Raw genomic sequence first — 21228 nt, 5'->3', positions numbered from 1 at the left:
AATTAATCTCGTGAAAATCATTTTTGATATGACTTTAAATTATAAATATAATGGGAGGGAAACCTTTTCCTAAATCGATAGGAATAAATGAGGGGAGAATTGAAGGACTTAAAAGCCCTGTTCACTTTGATGATTATATTTTAATAAGAGACATAAAGAACATTGAATGCCCTAAAGGATATAATCATAGATTATTTGGAAATCAATATTATATTGGTTTTAGAATTGGTTATGAACTTGGTCAAAAATTAAGAAGTTCATTAAAAAATGACACTAATAGTCAAATGCCCTTAGGCAAAAAAATAGAATGCCTTTCATTTCTATTAGAAATACAGAAATCCACCTGTAAAGAAAATCAAACTCAACCATATATAAATAACATTAAATATTGGAACGAATCTCTTATTCCAGTCCCAATAGCAAAAGATATTCAAGCCCTATTAAGTGAAAATAAAATCCAAAGAGCTATAGATAAATTGCTTTTGTATTATAAAAAGAATTTTTATTTAAAATCTTTAAAAGAATTTTATCTCTTTGATCAAAGGTTAAAAAATTTACGAAAAGAAAAAAAGACAAATAAAAAATATGATATAGCAAAAGAATTGCAAAAACTAAAAGTAGAATTGCAAAATTGGGTTAGTATATTCAAAAAATAAACAGGGTTAAAATTCACTAATTACATCCTTTCAGGAACATGAATTCCTAATAACCTAAATGCATTTTTGATAGTATTTCCAGTCGTATTTGAAAGTTGTACTCTGAATACTTTTTCACTTTCATTATCTGCGCCTAAAATGGATACATTTTGAAAAAAGGAATTATACAACTTAACTAAGTCATAGATATAGTTCGCTATTAATGCAGGACTATGTTGCGCTGCAGCATTTTGAATAACCTCTGGGAACAATTGGATTTGTTTTAAAAGCTCTTTTTCTTTTTCGTGAAGATTAATTCCACTTATATTTTGGTCATTGAGCGTAGTCAAAGTGGCCTTTCTTAAAATAGATTGAATCCTAGCATAAGTATATTGAATAAAAGGCCCCGTATTCCCTTGAAAATCGATAGACTCTTTAGGATCAAACAAAATACGTTTTTTAGGGTCTACTTTTAAGACATAATATTTTAGAGCACCTAAACCAATCGTTTTATACAAGGCTTGTTTTTCGTCATCAGAATAGCCATCAAGCTTCCCTAATTCTTCCGAAATTTCACCAGCCGTTTTAGCCATATCATCAATTAAGTCGTCAGCATCAACCACTGTACCTTCTCTACTTTTCATCTTTCCGCTTGGCAAATCTACCATACCGTAACTTAAATGGTATAAATTTTCAGCCCATTCGAAACCAAGTTTTTTTAGAATTAGAAATAATACTTGAAAATGATAATCCTGCTCATTACCAACCGTATAAACCAAACCACCTACATCTGGATAATCTTTAATACGCTGTATCGCTGTACCTATATCCTGAGTCATATAAACTGCAGTTCCATCAGCTCGTAATACAATTTTTTTATCTAACCCGTCCTCTGTTAAATCACACCAAACAGAGCCATCTTCTTCCTTATGAAAAACACCAGACCTTAAGCCTTCGGCAACAAATTCTTTCCCTAATAGGTAAGTATCGCTTTCATAATACAGTGTATCGAAATCTACACCTAAGTTTTTATAGGTTATATCAAAACCATCATACACCCAACCATTCATTTTCTTCCAAAGGGCTACTGTTTCTTCATCGCCTGCTTCCCATTTTAAAAGCATATCTTGAGCTTCCAACAAAATAGGCGCCTTTTTCTTAGCTTCTTCTTCTGTTTCTCCAGAAACCACTAAGTTTTGTATTTCCTTTTTGTATTCCTGGTCAAACTTCACATAGTAATTACCTACTAACTTATCCCCTTTTAAACCAGTACTCTCTGGAGTTTCAGCATTTCCAAAACGTTTCCACGCCAACATACTTTTACAAATATGAATCCCACGATCGTTTATAATCTGTGTTTTGTATACTTTGGTTCCTGCTGCTTTTAAAATTTCGGCCACACTATAACCTAAAAGGTTATTTCGTACATGTCCTAAATGTAATGGTTTGTTGGTGTTTGGTGAAGAATACTCTACCATTACTGCCTTTTTTTCGACATTAGGCAAAGTAAAACCATAGGCTTCATTATCTTTTATTTTATTAAAAAAGTCGATGTAATACGAATCGCTTATTTCTACATTTAAAAAGCCCTTAACCACATTAAATGCCTTTACATCTGCTACATGTTCCACTAAATAATGACCAATAGTCTCTCCTATTTGCACTGGATTACCTTTTACAAAGCGTAACATTGGGAAAATAACAACAGTAATATCTCCAGCAAACTCTTTTCGGGTCGCTTGAAATTCCACGGTTTCCAATTCAACATTAAAACTCGATGCTACGGCTCTTTTTACTTGATTAGCTAAAGTCTCTTGAAGGCTCATTATATAGTGAATTTTTAGGTGCGCAAAGATAAAAATTTTATCAAAGCATTACTTGTAAAAGTAGTCTTAAAAAATAGTCTACCAATAAAATAAAAATGAAAACACTATTTGAAAGAAAAACCAACAAATAACTCATTCTCAAATTGTTATAAAAAAAGCGTAAAAATGTATCTAAAAAAAACATGCATTTCGTCGATAAAAGTGCTCTTTTTCTATGATTTTTACCGTTCGTCTATTCGTCGATTTTTATGTTAAAATTACAATGTCCTTTTATCTAATTTATTGGTATTAAAACGCAGAAATTAGATTTTAAATTTGCTTTTTCCAACTTTTGTTTCGTAAAGCTATTAGTTAATCCATTTATTTGGAAAATTTTAACACTAACAAACACGTTACAACTTAATAAAGTGCTCTTACTTTCCCTCAAATTTAAGACAACTTTAATTATTGCTTGATTTATAGTTGTAATTAAAATGTTATATGAGGAAAATAATTACATGTATTGTATTTTTATCTGTGTTGATTGGTTACTCTCAAACCAACGATGTGGATAGCCTCGCCCTAGAGTTAGCTTACCAAAACCAAGACACTTTAAAAATAGACACTTCTATAAAGCTTATTAAATCGCTTTATGATATAAACGATTACGATAGAGCCTTAAAGTACATTATTGAAAGTGAAAAATTATCTCATAATTTAAATTACAATAAAGGCATTGCAGAAATCACCTATTATAAAGCACTCATATATGCAGTAAAGAGCGATTATATAAATGCTGTTAGTGGTTATGAAAAGTCTAAAGCTTTATTTAATCAATTAAAGGACACGCTTGGAATTGCCAAAGTAAATAACAGCATTGGTTTAATTGAAATTAAGCGAGGTAACTATGCAAAAGGGTTACAGTTTTCACTTGCAGCTATTAAAGAGTTGGAAAAAAGGCATTTAGTAGAAGATTTACGATTAGCATATAGCAATTTAGCAGATGCCTACTATAATATTAATGCTTATGATAAGGCCATAGAGTTTTATTCGAAAGCTTTAAATGTACAGGAACAATTAAATGATGTAAAAGGAACTAATCGATCCAACAGTCAATTAGCAGAGTTATTTTCTTTTAAAAAAGAGCACCGAAAAGCAATAGAACATTACGAAAAAGTATTAGCCAATAAAACAACAAACAGAGATTCTGTACGTGGACGTATTTACCCTAAATTAGGCGGCGAATATTTAATGTTCAATGATTACGATAATGCAGCTAAATATTTAGTAAAAGGTTTAAGGCTTAATAGGCGTAGTCGTTATAAAGAAGGTTTATTAATTGCTCTAAATAACATAGGGCATTTAAATTTACAACAAGGTAAATTAATCTTAGCAGAAAAACAATTACTTGAAGCTGGAGGTATCGCTAAAAGCATAGGTAATAAAACAGAATTACTCAAGCATTACAAGTTGATGAAATCGTTAGATTCTACGAAAAAACGATTTGACAGAGCTTTTATGTGGCAACGCCAATATTACGATTTAAAAAACAAGTTTAATAAAAAAGAAGTAAACATAGATTCGGAAACTGAAGAACCTCTTGTATTGGAACTAGATCCAAATTTTGACAAACCAATTATAGACGAAGAAGCAAATACGGCAGGAAAAATAGAACCAATGGAAGCCAAAAATGAAGATTATGGCAAATTCAAGCTTATTTTTTACGCTTTATTAGCAGCACTCGCTATTGTATCCACTTTTTTAATCTTAATTTATTTAAAGCGTAATAGCAATATAAAATATACACAAGAGTTAGAAGAAAAAAATATTAAAATTGAATTACAAAATGCCGCATTTCAAGAACAAACGAAGCATCTTGAAAGCGTGAATAATGTGAAAGACAAATTATTTTCTATTGTGTCTCACGATTTAAAGGATTCGCTTTCTTCTATTAACGGTTTTATAGATTTACTCAAAGATGGCTCCCTATCTAGAGAAGAGTTTGATAATTTAATTCCAGAATTAAGTGAAAACGCAAACAATGCCTCGTTGTTATTGTTTAATTTATTAAACTGGTCTAAATCTCAAATGCAGTCGTTAGAGCCAAAGCCTAGTTTGTTTGACATCCAAGAAGTTTTTGAAGATAAGGTCAAACTTATTGAACAGCGTATGGAAAGCAAAGGCATCGCTCTAGTTGACCATTCTTTACGTGATTTTGCCTATGCGGATAGAAGTATGTTTGAGATTGTTGTACAAAACCTACTTGCTAATGCTTTAAAATTCTGTAAGGATGGAGATACCATTACCATTTCTAATCATATAAGTAACGGAAGCTGTATTGTAAGCATCGCCGATACTGGAGTTGGTATATCTAAACACAACCTAGAAAAACTCTTCAAAAATAGTTCTTTCACTACCGTTGGTACCAGTAACGAAAAAGGTACTGGATTGGGACTTTCTATTTGTAAGGAATTAATAGAATTGAATAATGGTAAAATTTGGGTAGAAAGTACCCAAGGTGTAGGAAGTACGTTCTATGTACAACTACCAAAATCAAGACCCAATGGTGATTAAGCTCTAGGCAAAAACACTTCTGCCATCATACAACGTGCGCTACCACCACCACAAGCTTCAATAGTATTTAATGAACTCGATAATATCTTAGTATGTTTCTCTAAAATCTTAATTTGAGATTTTGTCAGCGAATCATAAGCAGCTTGACTCATAATTAAATAGCGCTCATCATTAGCTCCTTTTACCTGCAACATATTACCTGCAAAATTATTTACCTGGGCTTCTGTAATATCAATAATTTCTTTGTTATTTTCCTTTAGATGGCCGATCACATTTTTGCGTTCTTTTTTGTCATCAATACTACTTAAACAAATAACAACAAAGGTCTCTCCCAAACACATCATAACATTGGTATGATAAATAGCTTTACGTTTACCATCTACAGTCTGATTTGAGGTAAAAATTACCGGTATATATTCAAAATCTTCACAAAATTCAATAACTAAATCTTCATCGGCTCTAGGCGATAACGCACAATATGCTTTTCTATTTTCACGATCCAACAACAAACTTCCAGTACCTTCGAGAAATATGTTTTCATCTTCAGCACTAGTATAATCAACGATATTACTTATTAAAAATCCTTTTTCTTCAAGAATATTCAAAATATCCTCACGGCGTTCTAAACGCCTGTTTTCTGCAAACATAGGATACAAGCCTACATCACCATTCTCATGAAATGACACCCAGTTATTTGGAAAAATAGAGTCTGGGGTATCTGTGGCATCCGTATCATTAACAACTATGACATCAACCCCTATAGCTCTTAATTTTTTAACATAATGATCAAATTCTTGCTGCGCTTTGACATTAACTGCTTCTGGCAATAAGTTATCTATTATTTTTTGATAGTAATTATTTACCGCCGTTTGCTCATTCATCCTAAAATTTACAGGACGAACCATTAAGATAGTATTTGTTGTTTGTTGCATTTCTATTCCAATATGAAATGCAAAATTATACTATTAAACTGTAATTAACTTATATTTTAATAAAAGAAACTTTTCAAGTCATTCAATTACTATTACTTGTAATTAACTGCCTTCAGTCGGTCTTTAACAACATTCTTTATTTTTGGAAGCACTTCTTTCATAACATAAGGTGGATAAGCATCATTCCCTGCCTTTTTCATTTCTTCAAAAGCATACTTCATATAGGTATTATGTACTATGGTTCCAATATTAATTTTGCTCATACCCATACAAATTGATTTTTGAATATCTGTATCGGGAATTCCTGTCCCTCCATGCAAAACCAAAGGCGCCGGAATTGCTTCTGCAATTTCTTGTAACCTATCAAAATGAATTTTAGGCTCAGTAGGCGTAAACCCATGAGCCGTTCCAATACCTACAGCAACTAAATCTACATCCGTGGCTTCAAACAGTTGTTTCACTTCACCAACATCTGCCAAAAAATCATTGTCTGATTTCACCACAACATCACGCCCCATAATTTTTCCTATTTCTGCTTCAACAACAACACCAGCAGAAGCAGCATAATTAACGACTTCCTGTGTCATTTTAATATTTTTTTCTAACGATACCTGCGAACCATCTATCATAACAGAATCATAGCCAGAATCTATTGCTCTTTTACATAAATCAACAGAAGTGCTATGATCTAAATGGAGAAAAATTTTGTTTTTAGATCGTTTTTTAAATCCATCAACCAATGACCTAAAAACCTCTGTAGTGTTTAACTCCGCTACAGGAGGATATGTCATAACCATAACGTGAGTATCCATATCGTCTGAAGCTTCTACCACAGCTTTTAAATCATAATTATCATTAACGTTAAAAGCTGGTAAGCAGCGTTGCGTGGCCCTGTAATCAATAAATAATTCCTTAAGACTTTTATAGTCTTGATTATAGATAGTCTTTATGTTGCTTTTAATTACTGTGTCCATATAAATGATCTTTACTAATTTCTATTTTAATATTATCGATTCCTAACCAATGGTTTAACTCATTCAGGTCTTTTTGTAAATAGCCACGCCCAATAATCCAATGGTGATCCAAACCGTTATTTAAAACGGTACTTAAAATATCTCCGGCTGAATTTATCTTTGGTTCCACTTCTGCATAGCTACCTCTAAATGCCATTTCTGAAGGTCGAATATCTCCTTCCCACGTCAATACTCGCGAAGCCTCAGGGTATTGATATTTTGCAATTGTTACCGGGCCTTTTTTCTGTAGAAACTCTAACAACATACCCATACTACTATCGACATCAAAATTCTCCAAAATACTATGGTTTCTCACTTCATATCCCGTATCTCCATTAATAAGTTTAGTAGGTGCACCACCACAATGCCAGAACCCTATTCGGTTATCATTTTTATTAATCAATGACAAATCCACTAATGTAGGAATGGCTTTTTCAAAACTTATTTGATTCATTAAAATCATGGTTAACAAAGCCCCCATATCAGATTCATCGGCCACAGGTATTCCTAAATCTTGCACCAAAGCGCCTGCCCCATCTCCTGCAATGCCGTAATGATCAAAAAGCTCCGGCCAATTTTTTAACCCAATGCCCAGATAATCATTTAAACGTGCATAATCTGCCATAGCTAATGACAAACGAATAGATTTATCTATCTGTTGATGTGTCACATTATTAAACTTGCACAGTGGATGATTAAGAAGTTCGTCCCTTATTTCTTGGATTGTTAGGTCTGTAAATTTCTTCCCGTGCTGCCAAATAGTATCAAAATCAATTCTATCTATTTTTATCCCAAACCTATTTAATAATGAAAGTTCATTTAACTCACAATCATAAAAACCTGGCACTCTGAAGCCTCCAACCATACCAACTGATTTTTGATTGATTGATGCTTTTACATAAACCGATTTGGCAAACTTTAAAATATTACTATTAAACTCATCATCTTCAGGCGATTCGAAAAGCCATGAAAATTTTACACCGCAAGAACTAAAAATATTCAACAAAAAATTTTGTCCGCACAACCTGTTATTTGATAGCCTTCCCCCTGTTTCTTCATCATGAGACCAGCTTAGTATGGGGATTTTATTTTGGTTTAACCAACGTGCCAAAGTCGCGGCTAAATCTCCTGCAATAAAAGAAGCTTGATAAATAATAATACCATCGATACCTTGCGCCTGCATCTCTTTAAGCCATGTAAAAATAGCCTCTTTAGTTTGAATCGGCTCCTTTGAAGAAATTAACTCAAATCGTTCTTTAGGAAGGGCTTCCGCTAAACCTAATTTCGCTTTCTTATAATTACTCAAAATTGATTGCCAATCAAAATGCTCTTCAAGCCCTATACCAACAAAAGCTATTTTCGCTATATAATTAGGCTTTTTGGAAGTTATAACTTTTTCAAATAAGTGGCTTACTATCCCATTTTTAGTGGACAATTTTTTAATCATCTCCATAATATTTTCTATTTATTTTTTACAAATAATGGACAATGCTCTTCCATAAAACTTCTGTTTGGCAAATAGGTTCTACCTCCATAATGTTGCGCTACCTGAGAAGCGTAGTAACTTGCATATACCAATCTATCTCTTAAATTAAAATCTTGTAATAAAGCTGAAGCATATGCTGCATGAAAAGAGTCTCCACAGCCCGTAGTATCTACAACTTTGACTTTAAATGCTGGTTGATAAATTAATTCTCCTTTTTGTAACGCAAAAGCCCCATTGGCACCATCAGTAATAACAACTTGTGCATGAGTCATTTTTGAAACAGCCTTTAAGGCTTCTATGGTATCTTCTTTTCCTGATATGCTTATTGCCGCTTCGAGAGGTAAAATAGCATCAGAGCATAATTCTAACATGGTCTTCATAATGTTCATTTCAGCAGTTTCCATATCTAACACACTCATGATACCCAAATCGTTTGCCAACCTCAATAGATGTAAATTTATTTCAGTATCATAACCATCGACAAGGATTAAATCGAAATTCTTTAAAGATTTCTTATCAATATCCTTTGACGAAAATGGCATATACGATTTTGTAGAATACAATACAGTACGTTCTCCATGATTATCAATTTGCACAACAGCAATGGCAGGAGAAGCCTCTTCTTTATATAAAAAAAAGTCATCCTTAACACCATGCTTAGTCAATTCACTCTTAGCAACCATGCTTAAAGGGTTATTGCCAAAATAACCCAAGAATGAAGTTTCATGTCCCAATTTAGCTATAGCACAAGCGGCATTACCTGCGGGAGCGCCTCCTTGCAATAAAATTTTTTCGCACGCATTTTTCCCTCCAACATTTATATTTGATGGTGTAGACACCAGTACATCTACAACGTTTAATCCGCTACATAAAACTTTCATAACCAAATTATTTATATCAAATATAGACCGAAAGAACATTGGTTTTAAATTCTAATTATGACAAAATATGTACTATATTGTCATAATTAATATTCTATTTTTAGATGAAACCACAATTAGAACTTATTCCACACGAAATTGATGGAGCCATTCATGCTTTCGTGTACGAAAATGATTTTTTTGACGCCCCATGGCATTATCATAAAGACTATGAGCTTACTTATATTACTAAAAGTAGCGGTATTAGATATGTAGGGAATAGCGTAGACAACTTTGTATCTGGTGACTTAATATTTATAGGTGAAAATGTACCGCATTGCTGGAAAAACGAAAAAGGATATTCAAATGGGGTCAAATCTACTTGTGTACAATGGGATAGTAATGTACTAGATAATTTTGTACGTTCTAATATAGAATTAAAAGCAATTCGCAAGTTACTGGAGGCATCAAAATTTGGGATAAAATTTACCAATAAGGCATTTAATGAAATGATACGTAAAAGGCTTGAAAAGCTATGCTATTTTAAGCCTGAAAAAAAAATAATTGATTTGTTAGACATCTTACTGGAATTATCTAATTGCAGTGACAAAGAACTCTTGGCAATTGAAGGAGAACGTTATAAATTCTCAAAAAAATCAGATACCAGAATCACATCTATTTTAAATTACATTGATACAAAATATCAAGAAAAAATTACTATTCAAGATATGGCCAATCTAACTTTTATGACTCGGGGTGCTTTTTGTAAATATTTCAAGAAACAATTTAGCAGATCTTTTACCAATTATCTCAATGAATTTAGAATACGCAAAGTCTGCTTACTGTTACAAGAAACAGACAATAAATTACTTGATATAGCTTTGAGGTGTGGTTATGAAAACATGTCTTTTTTCCATAGACAATTCAAAAAATACTTAAAACAGACACCTTTAGAATATAGAAAAAAGCTTTAGATATAAATAAATGGTTATTTAGAATAACTAATCCCGAAATAATGGCATTGTAGAACAGCGCAATAAACCTTCTTGTTTTCCTATTTCGGCATATGGTACTTCTTCAACCGTAAAACCTTGTTCTCTTAACCAAGAGTTTAAACGTGTAAAGTTTTTTTCTGAAATAATAACGTTTTCAGAAATGGAAAACACGTTACTATTCATTTGGTACATTTCGTCTTTAGTTATTTCAAAAATATTTTCTTTCCCAAAAAAATCAACCAACCATTCGTATTCACGTTCAACCAAGAATCCATTTTTATGAATAATGGCTTTATCCTTTCCAATGGGCTGAAAACAGCAGTCTAAATGTAATGCATTATTTTTTGCATCTGTATTGGACTTTCTAAGTTCAAACGATTTTACAATCTTGTTAGGAAATAATTCTTGAATGGCTATAACCGCATCCATATTTGTCCGCGCCGTAATAATATCTGGATAATCTTCACCTGAGTAGGTTCCAATAAAAATATAATCATTCCACGGCATCACATCGCCTCCTTCAACATGACAGGCTTCAGGTAATATAATTCTATCTTCTTTTCTAACTTGATCCCAAATATATTTAATGGCTTTTACCTCTTCTTCTCTATTAGGTAAAATATTAGCCCGAATAATTTTATCTTCAATTACAAAAGCGATATCCCTTGAAAATATCTGATTGCAATCTTTAATAACTTCTGGTCTAAAAACAGTAACATCATATTTTTCAAAAACCTTGGCAACCGCTTCCATCTCTAGCATCATGTCATGCTCTTCTGGATACGTTCCAGCTATAACATGCTCAATACTTTTAGGGTCGTAACAATCTTCTACTTCAGGGATTGGCCCACTACTTTGAGCAGTACCTAAAACAACTGCTCTTAACCTCGATGTTTCATTTTTAACATTTATTTCTAGCATATTTATACCCCAATAGGAATTTATTTTTCAGGGGGCTAAACTAATAATAATTAAAAACACTTTTTGAATTATTCTAAAAAATATTACTAAAAAAAAGAAAAGCTTCATGAAAACATCATGAAGCTTAATAATAATACAATATATTGAAATTTATCTTTTCTCTATTGGCACAAATTCCCTTGCTGTTTCACCTATATAAACCTGTCTAGGTCTTCCTATAGGCTCTTTACGTAAGCGCATTTCTCTCCATTGTGCTATCCAACCAGGCAAACGTCCTAAGGCAAACATAACGGTAAACATATCTGTTGGTATACCCATACCTCTGTATATAATACCTGAGTAGAAATCAACATTAGGATATAGTCTTCTATCCACAAAGTATTGATCTTCTAAGGCTTCTTTTTCAAGCCCTTTGGCAATATCTAAAATAGGATCATCAATTCCTAAATCTCCTAAAACTTCATCAGCAGCTTTTTTGATGATTCTAGCACGGGGATCGAAATTTTTATAAACGCGGTGTCCAAAGCCCATTAAACGGAATGGATCACTTTTATCTTTCGCCTTAGCCATGTATTTTTTAGTATCACCTCCATCTGCTTTAATAGCTTCTAGCATTTCTAAGACAGCCTGGTTAGCCCCACCGTGAAGTGGTCCCCAAAGTGCTGAAATACCTGCAGAAAGTGACGCAAATAATCCTGCATGTGATGATCCTACAATTCTTACCGTAGATGTAGAACAGTTTTGTTCATGGTCTGCATGCAAAATTAACAACTTATCTAATGCATCAACTAAAATTTGGTTTTGTGTATATTCTCCATTAGGTTTCACAAACATCATTTTTAAAATGTTTTCAACATAACCTAACGAATTATCGCCATAATCAAGAGGTAAACCTTCCTTCTTACGGAACGTCCATGCAACTAATACAGGAAATTTACCTAAAATTCTTACTACAGATTTATACATATCTTCTTCAGAATCTACATTTACTGAAGAGGGATTAAATGCTGTTAAGGCACTTGTTAAGGAAGATATAACCCCCATTGGGTGTGCTGCTTTAGGAAAGGCATCCAATATCTTTTTTACATCTTCATCTACGATAGACTCTGCTTTGATATCGTCATGAAACTTATCATTTTGTTCTTTAGTTGGAAGTTCTCCAAAAATTAAAAGATAAGCGACTTCTAAAAAATCAGCTTTTTCTGCTAACTCTTCAATAGAATACCCTCTATACCTCAAAATACCTTTTTCCCCATCTAAAAATGTAATGGCACTTTCGCAAGATCCCGTATTCTTATATCCTGGATCTACAGTTATTACACCTTCAGTAGCACTTCTAAGCTTTGTAATATCTATAGCAATCTCATTCTCTGTTCCTTTAATTAATGGTAATTCATTCTTTTGACCATTTATTTCTATGGTAGCGGTATTAGCCATGTATTTGAGTGATTTTATTTTTTAATAATGGATTGCTAATTTACGAAATATCCCCCTATTAATAAAGGAACTCCTCAAAGGTTTTGATATTTATCATATTGCTAAAATTGACACCAAAAAAAAAGCGATTATTAAATAATAATAATCGCTTTTTATAAATTGTAATATATACTATTTTACTTTGAATGCTTTTTCTTGAGGGAAATAAGCAACTTCTCCTAGCTCTTCTTCTATACGAAGTAATTGATTGTACTTCGCCATACGATCACTACGAGATGCAGAACCCGTTTTTATTTGTCCAGTATTTAAAGCAACCGCTAAATCTGCTATGGTATTGTCTTCTGTTTCCCCAGAACGGTGAGACATTACTGATGTATACCCTGCATTATGTGCCATATTAACAGCTGCAATAGTTTCAGTTAATGTTCCTATTTGATTTACCTTAATAAGAATTGAATTTGCAATGCCTTCTTCAATACCACGAGACAAACGCTCTACATTAGTTACAAATAAATCGTCTCCAACTAACTGTACTTTGTCGCCAACTAATTCTGTTAAATATTTCCAACCTTCCCAATCATTTTCATCCATACCATCTTCAATAGAAACAATTGGATATTTAGCTACCAATTGCGCTAAGTAATCAGCTTGCTCTTTACTTGTTCTTACAACACCCGAATCACCTTCGAATTTTTTGTAATCATATTGTCCGTTTTCATAAAACTCGGCAGAAGCGCAGTCTAAAGCGATTTTAACTTCATCGCCAAATTTATATCCAGCATTCTCAACTGCTTTTGCTATCGTTTCTAAAGCATCTTCAGTACCTCCTGCTAAGTTTGGTGCAAAACCACCTTCATCACCAACTGCTGTACTTAAATTTCTGTCGTGCAATACTTTTTTAAGGTTATGGAAAATTTCAGTCCCCATTTGCATAGCATGCGTAAAGTTTTTGGCTTTTACAGGCATAATCATAAACTCTTGAAATGCAATTGGTGCATCACTATGAGATCCTCCATTAATAATATTCATCATTGGTAATGGTAATGTATTGGCAGAAACGCCCCCTACATAGCGATATAATGGCAAACCTAGTTCTCCAGCAGCAGCTTTAGCAACCGCTAAAGAAACTCCTAAAATAGCATTTGCTCCTAATTTTGATTTGTTTGGTGTTCCATCTAAATCAATCATCATTTGATCAATCAAATTTTGTTCAAATACTGAAACTCCTAATAATTCTTTAGCAATAATAGAGTTTACATTATCTACAGCTTTAGTAACACCTTTTCCCATATAGGCACTACCACCATCACGTAATTCAACAGCTTCATGCTCTCCAGTTGATGCACCAGATGGTACAGCTGCTCTTCCTAATACATCATTTTCTGTTACCACATCTACTTCAACTGTAGGGTTACCTCTTGAATCTAGAATTTGTCTTGCGTGGATATTAATTATAATACTCATAATTGGTTATTTTAAATCTTTTTAATACTTCAAATTTACGGCTTAATCTTGTTTATTTTAAGATGTTTTTGAAGAAATGCTCAAAACCACATCTATAACGTTTTAGTAAACTTAAGCCTCAAAAAAGCATGCTTTGTTTGAGGCTATTATTCAATTTATTTTTTGATATTTTCAATGAATTGATCGAAAAGATACGAAGAATCATGCGGACCAGGACTCGCTTCTGGGTGGTATTGTACTGAAAAACAATTTTTGTTTTCCATAGCCAAACCAGCAACTGTATGGTCATTTAAATGAACATGTGTTATTCGTAAATCTGGATTTGCTTCGGCTTCTTCCCTGTTTACAGCAAACCCATGATTTTGAGAAGTGATCTCACCCTTTCCTGTTATTAAATTTTTAACAGGATGATTAATGCCTCTATGACCATTATGCATTTTATAAGTAGATATGCCATTGGCTCTGGCAATAACCTGATGTCCTAAACAGATTCCAAATAATGGTAAATCTCTTTTTATAATTTCTTTTGCTAAGTTCTGTGCCTCAATTAATGGTTCAGGATCTCCTGGACCATTAGACAAGAAATACCCATCTGGTTTGAAAGCTTCTAAATCTTCAAATTTAGAATTGTATGGGAATACTTTTATATAAGCATCCCTACTGGCTATATTTCTTAAAATATTCTTTTTAATACCTATATCTAAAGCTGCTACTTTATAAGTTGCATTCTCATCTCCAAAATAATAAGGTTCTTTTGTAGACACTTTTGATGCTAATTCTAAACCTTCCATATTTGGAACCTCGGCCAATTGCTTCTTTAAACCTTCTATATTATCGACTTCTGTAGAAATAACAGCATTCATTGCTCCATGATCTCTAATATAGCTTACTAAAGCACGCGTATCAACATCTGATATTGCTAACAGGTTATTCTTATCTAAAAATTCTTCCAGTGAACCTTCTGAATCAACTCGAGAATACACATAACTGAAGTTCTTACAAATTAACCCAGCAATTTTAATAGAATCTGATTCTACTTCATCAGCATGGGTTCCATAATTACCTATGTGAGCATTGGTAGTCACCATTAATTGGCCAAAATAAGATGGGTCTGTAAAAATTTCTTGATACCCAGTCATTCCTGTGTTAAAACACACTTCTCCAAAAGATGTTCCTTGCTTGTTTCCTACTGCCTTACCGTAAAAAATAGTACCATCTGCTAGAAGAATGATGGCTTTTTGTCTTTTTTGATATTTCATTCTGATTTTTATGAGATTCCCGCTTTCACTTCGACTATGCTCAGTGACCTTTGGGAACAAGGTTTTACAAAATTGCATAAAAAAAAGGATAAACTAAAATAGTTTATCCTTAATATTTTAAATGCTTATTAACATTTATTCTTCTTCGTTAGTTGCTTTAGTCTCTACAACTGGAGCAGCAGCTGGTTTAGAACCACCTCTTCTACTTCTTCTTGTTGTTTTCTTAGGCTTCTTATCTGCATTGTAAATTTCGTTATAATCTACAAGCTCTATCATAGCCATATCTGCATTATCACCTAAACGATTACCAAGCTTTATAATTCTTGTATAACCTCCTGGACGGTCTGCAACTTTAGCCGCCACATCTCTAAATAATTCTGCAACTGCTTCTTTTTGTCTAAGACGAGACATAACGATACGTCTGTTGTGTGTTGTATCTTGCTTAGATTTTGTAATCATTGGCTCAACAAATTGTTTTAAAGCTTTTGCTTTAGCTACTGTCGTATTAATACGTTTATGTTCTATTAAAGAACAAGCCATATTAGCCAACATTGCTTTTCTGTGAGCTGTTTTTCTACCTAAATGGTTGAATTTTTTTCCGTGTCTCATGACATTTGTTTTAAACCTTTATCTTGCTACAACCCATAATCGAGGAGCAAATTATAAAGGAGTTATTAATCTTTATCTAATTTATATTTGCTTAAATCCATTCCGAAATTTAACCCTTTAACATTTACAAGCTCTTCAAGCTCTGTTAAAGACTTCTTACCGAAGTTTCTGAATTTCATTAAATCATTTTTATTGAATGATACTAAATCTCCTAAAGTATCTACTTCTGCAGCTTTTAAACAATTAAGTGCACGCACAGATAAATCCATATCAATTAGCTTAGTTTTAAGCAACTGTCTCATATGTAATGATTCTTCATCATATGTTTCAGTCTGTGCAATTTCATCAGCTTCTAAAGTGATACGCTCATCAGAGAATAACATGAAGTGGTGAATCAATGTCTTAGCAGCTTCAGTTAAAGCATCTTGTGGTGTAATAGACCCATCGGTAATAATCTCAAAAACTAATTTTTCGTAATCGGTTTTTTGCTCTACACGATAGTTTTCAATACTATACTTAACATTTTTAATAGGCGTATAAATTGAATCTGTAAAGATAGTTCCTATTGGAGCAGCAGCTTTCTTGTTTTCTTCAGCTGGTACATAACCTCTACCTTTTTCAATAGTAATTTCTAAATTGAAATTAACTTTAGGATCTAAATTACATATTACTAGTTCAGTATTTAATACTTGAAATCCTGAAATGAACTTCTGAAAATCTCCAGCTGTAATTCTATCCTGACCAGAAATTGAGATTGAAATAGATTCATTATCTATATCATCAATCTGTCTTTTAAAACGTACTTGTTTTAAGTTTAAAATGATTTCTGTAACATCCTCTACCACTCCAGCAATTGCAGAAAACTCATGATCTACACCTTCAATTCTAACCGATGTAATTGCAAATCCTTCTAATGAGGAAAGTAAAACCCTTCTGAGTGCGTTACCTACTGTCAACCCGTAACCTGGTTCTAGTGGTCTGAATTCGAATTTACCTTCGAAATCAGTAGAATCAATCATGATTACTTTGTCGGGTTTTTGAAAATTAAATACTGCCATATATTTCTTCGTTTTAATTGTTACTTGGTTGCGCGGTTTAAAAGTTTGAAGAGGACTAATAAACCCTTTGGCCAAATACCAATGTGATTAATTTATTATTTAGAGTATAGTTCGACGATGAATTGTTCGTTTATATTTTCTGGAATTTGAATTCTAGCAGGAACAGAAACATAAGTTCCTTGCTTTGTATCATCATTCCAAGTAATCCATTCGTAAACGTGGCTTGAGTTTGATAAAGATCTCTCAATAGCCTCAAGTGATTTTGATTTTTCTCTTACTGCAACAACATCACCTGCTTTTAATTGGTAAGAAGGAATATTTACCAACTCACCATTTACAGTAATATGTCTGTGAGATACTAATTGTCTTGCGCCACTTCTAGAAGGAGAAATTCCCATTCTATACACAACATTGTCTAATCTAGACTCACATAATTGTAATAAAACCTCCCCTGTAATACCTTGTGCTGCTCTCGCTTTTTTAAATAATCCTCTAAATTGACGCTCTAAAATACCATAGGTATATTTAGCTTTTTGTTTTTCCATTAACTGGATTGCGTATTCAGATTTTTTTCCACGTCTTCTATTGTTTCCGTGTTGACCTGGAGGGTAATTTCTTTTTTCGAAAGACTTATCGTCTCCGAAGATAGCTTCGCCAAACTTACGAGCTATTTTAGTTTTAGGACCAGTATATCTTGCCATTTTAAATTTGTTTTTGAGAGTGATTATGAATTAAGGTCTTAATCTTATCCTTCGATAATCTTTTTGGTCTCTCGTTGATACTTGTTATTTTTTTTCAGTTTGCAAATTTATACAAAAAATTAATACCATCTGACAATCAGATGATATTAATTTTTCTATTTGCTTTATTTAAACCGCGTTAGTAAAAACGGGGTTAAACTCTTCTACGTTTTGGAGGACGACATCCATTATGTGGAAGTGGTGTAACATCAATAATTTCTGTCACTTCAATTCCAGCATTGTGAATAGAACGAATAGCAGACTCTCTACCATTTCCAGGTCCTTTTACATAAACCTTTACTTTCTTTAAACCAGCTTCTTGAGCTACAGCAGCAGCGTCTTCGGCAGCTAATTGAGCAGCATAAGGTGTGTTTTTCTTAGAACCTCTAAATCCCATCTTACCTGCAGAGGACCATGAAATAACGTCTCCTTTTTTGTTGGTAAGCGAAATAATAATGTTATTGAAAGAAGCTGTAACGTGTGCTTCTCCTATAGAATCTACAATAACTTTACGTTTTTTAGTGCTTGTTTTTGCCATATTGTTTTAGTTTCTAGTTGTTAGTTGTTAGTATTAGAATCCTAGACTTTTACATTTCAAACAGATTCCATCTAACGACTAAATACTAATGACTTTTAATTATTTAGTTGCTTTTTTCTTATTAGCAACTGTTTTTCTTCTACCTTTTCTAGTTCTGGAGTTATTTTTAGTTCGTTGCCCTCTTAATGGAAGACCCGATCTATGACGAATACCTCTGTAACATCCAATATCCATTAATCGCTTAATGTTTAATTGAGTTTCAGAACGTAATTCACCTTCGATTGTATAAGATCCAACAGCTTCACGAATACCACTAATTTGATCATCGCTCCAATCTTGAACTTTAGTACTTTCGTCAACTTTAGCTGTTGCTAAAATTTCTTTTGCTCTACTTCTACCTATTCCATAGATATAAGTTAAAGAGATTACTCCTCTTTTGTTTTTTGGTATGTCTACACCTGCAATTCTTGCCATAATTACCCTTGTCTTTGTTTAAATCTAGGATTCTTTTTGTTTATAACGTAAAGTCTGCCTTTTCTTCGTACGATTTTACAATCCGCACTTCTCTTTTTAAGTGATGCTCTTACTTTCATCTTATATTAGTTATTCTATATTACTGTAAGATGTAACCTTACGGTTTCATCGTAATTAGTATCTATAAGTTATTCGAGCCTTAGTTAAATCATAAGGACTCATTTCTAATTTCACTTTATCTCCTGGTAATAATTTAATATAATGCATACGCATTTTACCTGAAATGTGTGCAGTCACAATGTGACCATTTTCTAATTCAACACGAAACATTGCATTTGATAATGCTTCTATAATTGTTCCGTCTTGTTCTATTGCTGCCTGTTTTGCCATAGTAGATATATATTAAGCGCTAGCCTTTCTATTTTTACCTGTTTTCATCAAGCCATCATAATGTCTATTCAACAAGTATGAATTTACTTGTTGCATAGTGTCAATTGCAACTCCAACCATAATTAATAATGAGGTTCCTCCGAAAAATAATGCCCATCCTTGTTGTACATCCATAAGCTTAACAATAAAAGCCGGGAACACAGCTATAAGTGCTAAAAATATAGAACCTGGTAAGGTTATCTGAGACATTATTTTATCGAGATATTCTGAAGTTTCAGAACCTGGGCGAATACCAGGAATAAAACCACCACTACGTTTTAAATCATCTGCCATTTTATTTGTTGGTACCGTGATCGCTGTATAGAAATACGTAAATACGATTATTAATAAAGCGAAAACAACATTATACCAAAAACCAAACATACTAGCCGGACCAAGGTTAGTAACCAACCAAGCTCCTACTGATGAATCTTTTAATAAATCTGTACCTCCTATCATACCAGGCACAAACATAATAGCTTGCGCAAATATAATAGGCATCACTCCTGAAGCATTTAACTTTAATGGAATATATTGTCTCGAACCAGCCATGGCACTCTTCTCATAACCTCCAGAGGCTGTTCTTCTTGCATATTGCACCGCTATTTTTCTAACAGCCATAACCAACATGATGGTAACCAGAATAATAACAAACCAAATAACCAATTCAAAAAGAATAAGCATGACATTATTACCCTCTAATCTTGTTGCTGCGTTTTGAATAAATGACTGAGGTAATGTTGCAATTATACCAACCATAATTAATAATGAAATTCCATTACCGATACCCTTATCTGTAATTTTTTCACCTAACCACATGGCAAAAATACAACCTGTAACTAAAATACTTACAGAAGAGAAATAGAATAAAGGTCCTGTACCCAATAAAAAGGCACTTTGTGGAACTCCTAAACTTGGCAAACTAGCTAAATAACCAGGTGCTTGTAATAAACAAATGGCAATTGTTAGCCAACGTGTAATTTGGTTGACTTTCTTTTGCCCACTAGCTCCTTCCTTTTGCAATTTTTGCAAATAAGGAATCGCTATCCCCATTAATTGTACTACAATAGAAGCAGAAATGTAAGGCATAATACCTAAGGCAAACACAGATGCTCTAGAAAATGCTCCTCCTGTAAATTGGCTAAGCAATCCTAATAACCCTGTACTTGTTTTGTCTCCTAGGGCTGCTAATTGCGCGGCATCAACACCTGGCAATGTAACCTGAGTACCGAAACGATATACTAATAACAGACCTAGTGTTACTATGATTCTGTTTCTTAGCTCCTCAATTTTCCAAACATTTTTTAAAGATTCTATAAACTTCATACTTATAATATGGTCTTATAATGTTATTGCTTCTCCTCCAGCTGCTTCTATAGCTGCTTTTGCTGAAGCTGTAAATTTATGTGCAGATACTTTTAATTTTGCTTTTAACTCACCTCTACCCATAATTTTAACTAGGTCATTCTTTCCAGCTAAACGGTTTGAGAATAAAATTTCGAAATCTACTGTATCTTTTATTTTCTTATCATCAACCAATTGTTGTAAAGTATCTAAATTGATACCTTGGTACTCAACACGGTTAATGTTAGTAAAACCAAATTTAGGAACACGTCTTTGAAGTGGCATTTGCCCTCCTTCAAATCCTAATTTCTTAGAATAACCAGAACGAGATTTAGCTCCTTTGTGACCACGTGTTGCCGTACCACCTTTACCTGAACCTTGTCCTCTACCTACTCTTTTGCCTTGATTTTTTACTGAACCTTCTGCAGGTTTTAAATTACTTAAATCCATTTTCAGTTTTATATTATTTTGCTTCTTCTACAGAAACTAAATGTGAAACTTTAGCAATCATACCTAAGATATTAGGTGTAGCCTCATGCTCTTTTACTTGACCAATCTTTTTAAGACCTAGAGCTTCTAAAGTTCTTTTTTGTCTTTGCGTACGATTGATTGCGCTTTTAACTTTTTTTACTTTAATTTTTGCCATCTCTGATGT

Annotated in this window: 22 protein-coding genes; 3 read left to right on the top strand and 19 right to left on the bottom strand. The window is 33.1% G+C overall.

Annotation, left to right across the window (positions count from 1 at the left end):
• The first annotated feature begins 50 nt into the window (after nt 1-50).
• The gene (locus tag HHX25_RS09935; RefSeq protein ID WP_169672676.1) at nt 51-656 is read left to right on the top strand and encodes a hypothetical protein; all 606 of its coding nucleotides are present in this window, start codon (nt 51-53) and stop codon (nt 654-656) included.
• A gap of 20 nt (nt 657-676) precedes the next feature.
• Here the strand turns inward: HHX25_RS09935 and argS are convergent, their stop codons facing one another.
• A complete protein-coding gene (gene argS, locus HHX25_RS09930; protein WP_169672674.1) occupies nt 677-2461 on the bottom strand; it encodes an arginine--tRNA ligase in 1785 nt (594 codons plus the stop codon).
• Between the two features lie 480 nt (nt 2462-2941).
• Here argS and HHX25_RS09925 point away from each other — a divergent pair, with 480 nt between their 5' ends.
• Entirely contained in the window at nt 2942-5014 is a 2073-nt protein-coding gene (locus tag HHX25_RS09925) for a tetratricopeptide repeat-containing sensor histidine kinase (protein WP_169672672.1), read from the top strand.
• Here the strand turns inward: HHX25_RS09925 and ctlX are convergent.
• The 4 genes from ctlX to HHX25_RS09905 all read right to left on the bottom strand — a co-directional run bounded on the left by ctlX (nt 5011) and on the right by HHX25_RS09905 (nt 9326).
• On the bottom strand, nt 5011-5946 hold the full coding sequence (gene ctlX / locus HHX25_RS09920) for a citrulline utilization hydrolase CtlX (protein WP_169672670.1): 936 nt from the start codon (nt 5944-5946) through the stop codon (nt 5011-5013). The two genes, HHX25_RS09925 and ctlX, sit on opposite strands and share 4 nt — an antisense overlap.
• A 92-nt stretch (nt 5947-6038) precedes the next feature.
• Nucleotides 6039-6920: a class II fructose-bisphosphate aldolase gene (locus tag HHX25_RS09915; RefSeq protein ID WP_169672668.1), complete on the bottom strand. Its 882-nt coding sequence runs from the start codon at nt 6918-6920 to the stop codon at nt 6039-6041.
• Complete coding sequence (locus HHX25_RS09910; protein WP_169672666.1) at nt 6904-8406, bottom strand: L-fucose/L-arabinose isomerase family protein; 1503 nt, start codon at nt 8404-8406, stop codon at nt 6904-6906. The genes HHX25_RS09915 and HHX25_RS09910 overlap by 17 nt, the downstream gene beginning before the upstream one ends.
• Before the next feature lie 14 nt (nt 8407-8420).
• A complete protein-coding gene (locus HHX25_RS09905; protein ID WP_169672664.1) occupies nt 8421-9326 on the bottom strand; it encodes a carbohydrate kinase family protein in 906 nt (301 codons plus the stop codon).
• 104 nt (nt 9327-9430) lie between these two features.
• Here HHX25_RS09905 and HHX25_RS09900 point away from each other — a divergent pair, with 104 nt between their 5' ends.
• Entirely contained in the window at nt 9431-10279 is an 849-nt protein-coding gene (locus tag HHX25_RS09900) for an AraC family transcriptional regulator (protein WP_169672662.1), read from the top strand.
• Between the two features lie 27 nt (nt 10280-10306).
• Here the strand turns inward: HHX25_RS09900 and HHX25_RS09895 are convergent, their stop codons facing one another.
• From HHX25_RS09895 to rpmD, 14 genes are all read right to left on the bottom strand, one after another.
• Entirely contained in the window at nt 10307-11221 is a 915-nt protein-coding gene (locus HHX25_RS09895) for a dimethylarginine dimethylaminohydrolase family protein (RefSeq protein ID WP_169672660.1), read from the bottom strand.
• 150 nt (nt 11222-11371) lie between these two features.
• Nucleotides 11372-12658 (bottom strand): citrate synthase, encoded by a 1287-nt coding sequence (locus HHX25_RS09890; RefSeq protein WP_169672658.1) that lies wholly within the window; start codon nt 12656-12658, stop codon nt 11372-11374.
• Nucleotides 12659-12829: 171 nt separating this feature from the next.
• Nucleotides 12830-14122 carry a phosphopyruvate hydratase gene (gene eno / locus HHX25_RS09885; RefSeq protein ID WP_169672656.1) on the bottom strand — a complete coding sequence of 431 codons (1293 nt, stop codon included), beginning with the start codon at nt 14120-14122 and terminating at the stop codon, nt 12830-12832.
• A 155-nt stretch (nt 14123-14277) separates the two neighbouring features.
• Entirely contained in the window at nt 14278-15381 is a 1104-nt protein-coding gene (carA, locus tag HHX25_RS09880; protein ID WP_169672654.1) for a glutamine-hydrolyzing carbamoyl-phosphate synthase small subunit, read from the bottom strand.
• Nucleotides 15382-15516: 135 nt separating this feature from the next.
• A complete protein-coding gene (gene rplQ / locus HHX25_RS09875) occupies nt 15517-15990 on the bottom strand; it encodes a 50S ribosomal protein L17 (protein WP_169672652.1) in 474 nt (157 codons plus the stop codon).
• 65 nt (nt 15991-16055) lie between these two features.
• On the bottom strand, nt 16056-17048 hold the full coding sequence (locus HHX25_RS09870; RefSeq protein WP_102758311.1) for a DNA-directed RNA polymerase subunit alpha: 993 nt from the start codon (nt 17046-17048) through the stop codon (nt 16056-16058).
• 95 nt (nt 17049-17143) lie between these two features.
• A complete protein-coding gene (rpsD, locus tag HHX25_RS09865; protein ID WP_169672650.1) occupies nt 17144-17749 on the bottom strand; it encodes a 30S ribosomal protein S4 in 606 nt (201 codons plus the stop codon).
• Between the two features lie 193 nt (nt 17750-17942).
• Complete coding sequence (rpsK, locus tag HHX25_RS09860) at nt 17943-18326, bottom strand: 30S ribosomal protein S11 (protein ID WP_169672648.1); 384 nt, start codon at nt 18324-18326, stop codon at nt 17943-17945.
• Between the two features lie 99 nt (nt 18327-18425).
• Nucleotides 18426-18800 carry a 30S ribosomal protein S13 gene (rpsM, locus tag HHX25_RS09855; RefSeq protein WP_169672646.1) on the bottom strand — a complete coding sequence of 125 codons (375 nt, stop codon included), beginning with the start codon at nt 18798-18800 and terminating at the stop codon, nt 18426-18428.
• A 2-nt stretch (nt 18801-18802) separates the two neighbouring features.
• Entirely contained in the window at nt 18803-18919 is a 117-nt protein-coding gene (gene ykgO, locus HHX25_RS09850) for a type B 50S ribosomal protein L36 (RefSeq protein ID WP_010181906.1), read from the bottom strand.
• A gap of 55 nt (nt 18920-18974) precedes the next feature.
• Nucleotides 18975-19190 (bottom strand): translation initiation factor IF-1, encoded by a 216-nt coding sequence (infA, locus tag HHX25_RS09845; RefSeq protein ID WP_007094967.1) that lies wholly within the window; start codon nt 19188-19190, stop codon nt 18975-18977.
• Nucleotides 19191-19202: 12 nt separating this feature from the next.
• Nucleotides 19203-20555: a preprotein translocase subunit SecY gene (gene secY / locus HHX25_RS09840; RefSeq protein WP_169672644.1), complete on the bottom strand. Its 1353-nt coding sequence runs from the start codon at nt 20553-20555 to the stop codon at nt 19203-19205.
• A gap of 15 nt (nt 20556-20570) precedes the next feature.
• The gene (gene rplO / locus HHX25_RS09835; RefSeq protein ID WP_169672642.1) at nt 20571-21023 is read right to left on the bottom strand and encodes a 50S ribosomal protein L15; all 453 of its coding nucleotides are present in this window, start codon (nt 21021-21023) and stop codon (nt 20571-20573) included.
• 13 nt (nt 21024-21036) lie between these two features.
• Nucleotides 21037-21219: a 50S ribosomal protein L30 gene (rpmD, locus tag HHX25_RS09830; RefSeq protein ID WP_102757012.1), complete on the bottom strand. Its 183-nt coding sequence runs from the start codon at nt 21217-21219 to the stop codon at nt 21037-21039.
• Nucleotides 21220-21228 lie beyond the last annotated feature (9 nt).

The sequence above is a fragment of the Flavivirga algicola genome (assembly GCF_012910715.1).
GTDB lineage: Bacteria > Bacteroidota > Bacteroidia > Flavobacteriales > Flavobacteriaceae > Flavivirga > Flavivirga algicola.
Note: the sequence above shows the minus strand (reverse complement) of the source record. Positions and strands in the feature narration are given on the sequence as shown.

Excerpts from the sequence above, each read along its gene's own strand:
- HHX25_RS09935 (WP_169672676.1), top strand. The coding sequence starts at position 51 with ATGGGAGGGAAACCTTTTCCTAAATCGATAGGAATAAATGAGGGGAGA.
- argS (WP_169672674.1), bottom strand. The coding sequence starts at position 2,461 with ATGAGCCTTCAAGAGACTTTAGCTAATCAAGTAAAAAGAGCCGTAGCA.
- HHX25_RS09925 (WP_169672672.1), top strand. The coding sequence starts at position 2,942 with ATGAGGAAAATAATTACATGTATTGTATTTTTATCTGTGTTGATTGGT.
- ctlX (WP_169672670.1), bottom strand. The coding sequence starts at position 5,946 with ATGCAACAAACAACAAATACTATCTTAATGGTTCGTCCTGTAAATTTT.
- HHX25_RS09915 (WP_169672668.1), bottom strand. The coding sequence starts at position 6,920 with ATGGACACAGTAATTAAAAGCAACATAAAGACTATCTATAATCAAGAC.
- HHX25_RS09910 (WP_169672666.1), bottom strand. The coding sequence starts at position 8,406 with ATGATTAAAAAATTGTCCACTAAAAATGGGATAGTAAGCCACTTATTT.
- HHX25_RS09905 (WP_169672664.1), bottom strand. The coding sequence starts at position 9,326 with ATGAAAGTTTTATGTAGCGGATTAAACGTTGTAGATGTACTGGTGTCT.
- HHX25_RS09900 (WP_169672662.1), top strand. The coding sequence starts at position 9,431 with ATGAAACCACAATTAGAACTTATTCCACACGAAATTGATGGAGCCATT.
- HHX25_RS09895 (WP_169672660.1), bottom strand. The coding sequence starts at position 11,221 with ATGCTAGAAATAAATGTTAAAAATGAAACATCGAGGTTAAGAGCAGTT.
- HHX25_RS09890 (WP_169672658.1), bottom strand. The coding sequence starts at position 12,658 with ATGGCTAATACCGCTACCATAGAAATAAATGGTCAAAAGAATGAATTA.
- eno (WP_169672656.1), bottom strand. The coding sequence starts at position 14,122 with ATGAGTATTATAATTAATATCCACGCAAGACAAATTCTAGATTCAAGA.
- carA (WP_169672654.1), bottom strand. The coding sequence starts at position 15,381 with ATGAAATATCAAAAAAGACAAAAAGCCATCATTCTTCTAGCAGATGGT.
- rplQ (WP_169672652.1), bottom strand. The coding sequence starts at position 15,990 with ATGAGACACGGAAAAAAATTCAACCATTTAGGTAGAAAAACAGCTCAC.
- HHX25_RS09870 (WP_102758311.1), bottom strand. The coding sequence starts at position 17,048 with ATGGCAGTATTTAATTTTCAAAAACCCGACAAAGTAATCATGATTGAT.
- rpsD (WP_169672650.1), bottom strand. The coding sequence starts at position 17,749 with ATGGCAAGATATACTGGTCCTAAAACTAAAATAGCTCGTAAGTTTGGC.
- rpsK (WP_169672648.1), bottom strand. The coding sequence starts at position 18,326 with ATGGCAAAAACAAGCACTAAAAAACGTAAAGTTATTGTAGATTCTATA.
- rpsM (WP_169672646.1), bottom strand. The coding sequence starts at position 18,800 with ATGGCAAGAATTGCAGGTGTAGACATACCAAAAAACAAAAGAGGAGTA.
- ykgO (WP_010181906.1), bottom strand. The coding sequence starts at position 18,919 with ATGAAAGTAAGAGCATCACTTAAAAAGAGAAGTGCGGATTGTAAAATC.
- infA (WP_007094967.1), bottom strand. The coding sequence starts at position 19,190 with ATGGCAAAACAGGCAGCAATAGAACAAGACGGAACAATTATAGAAGCA.
- secY (WP_169672644.1), bottom strand. The coding sequence starts at position 20,555 with ATGAAGTTTATAGAATCTTTAAAAAATGTTTGGAAAATTGAGGAGCTA.
- rplO (WP_169672642.1), bottom strand. The coding sequence starts at position 21,023 with ATGGATTTAAGTAATTTAAAACCTGCAGAAGGTTCAGTAAAAAATCAA.
- rpmD (WP_102757012.1), bottom strand. The coding sequence starts at position 21,219 with ATGGCAAAAATTAAAGTAAAAAAAGTTAAAAGCGCAATCAATCGTACG.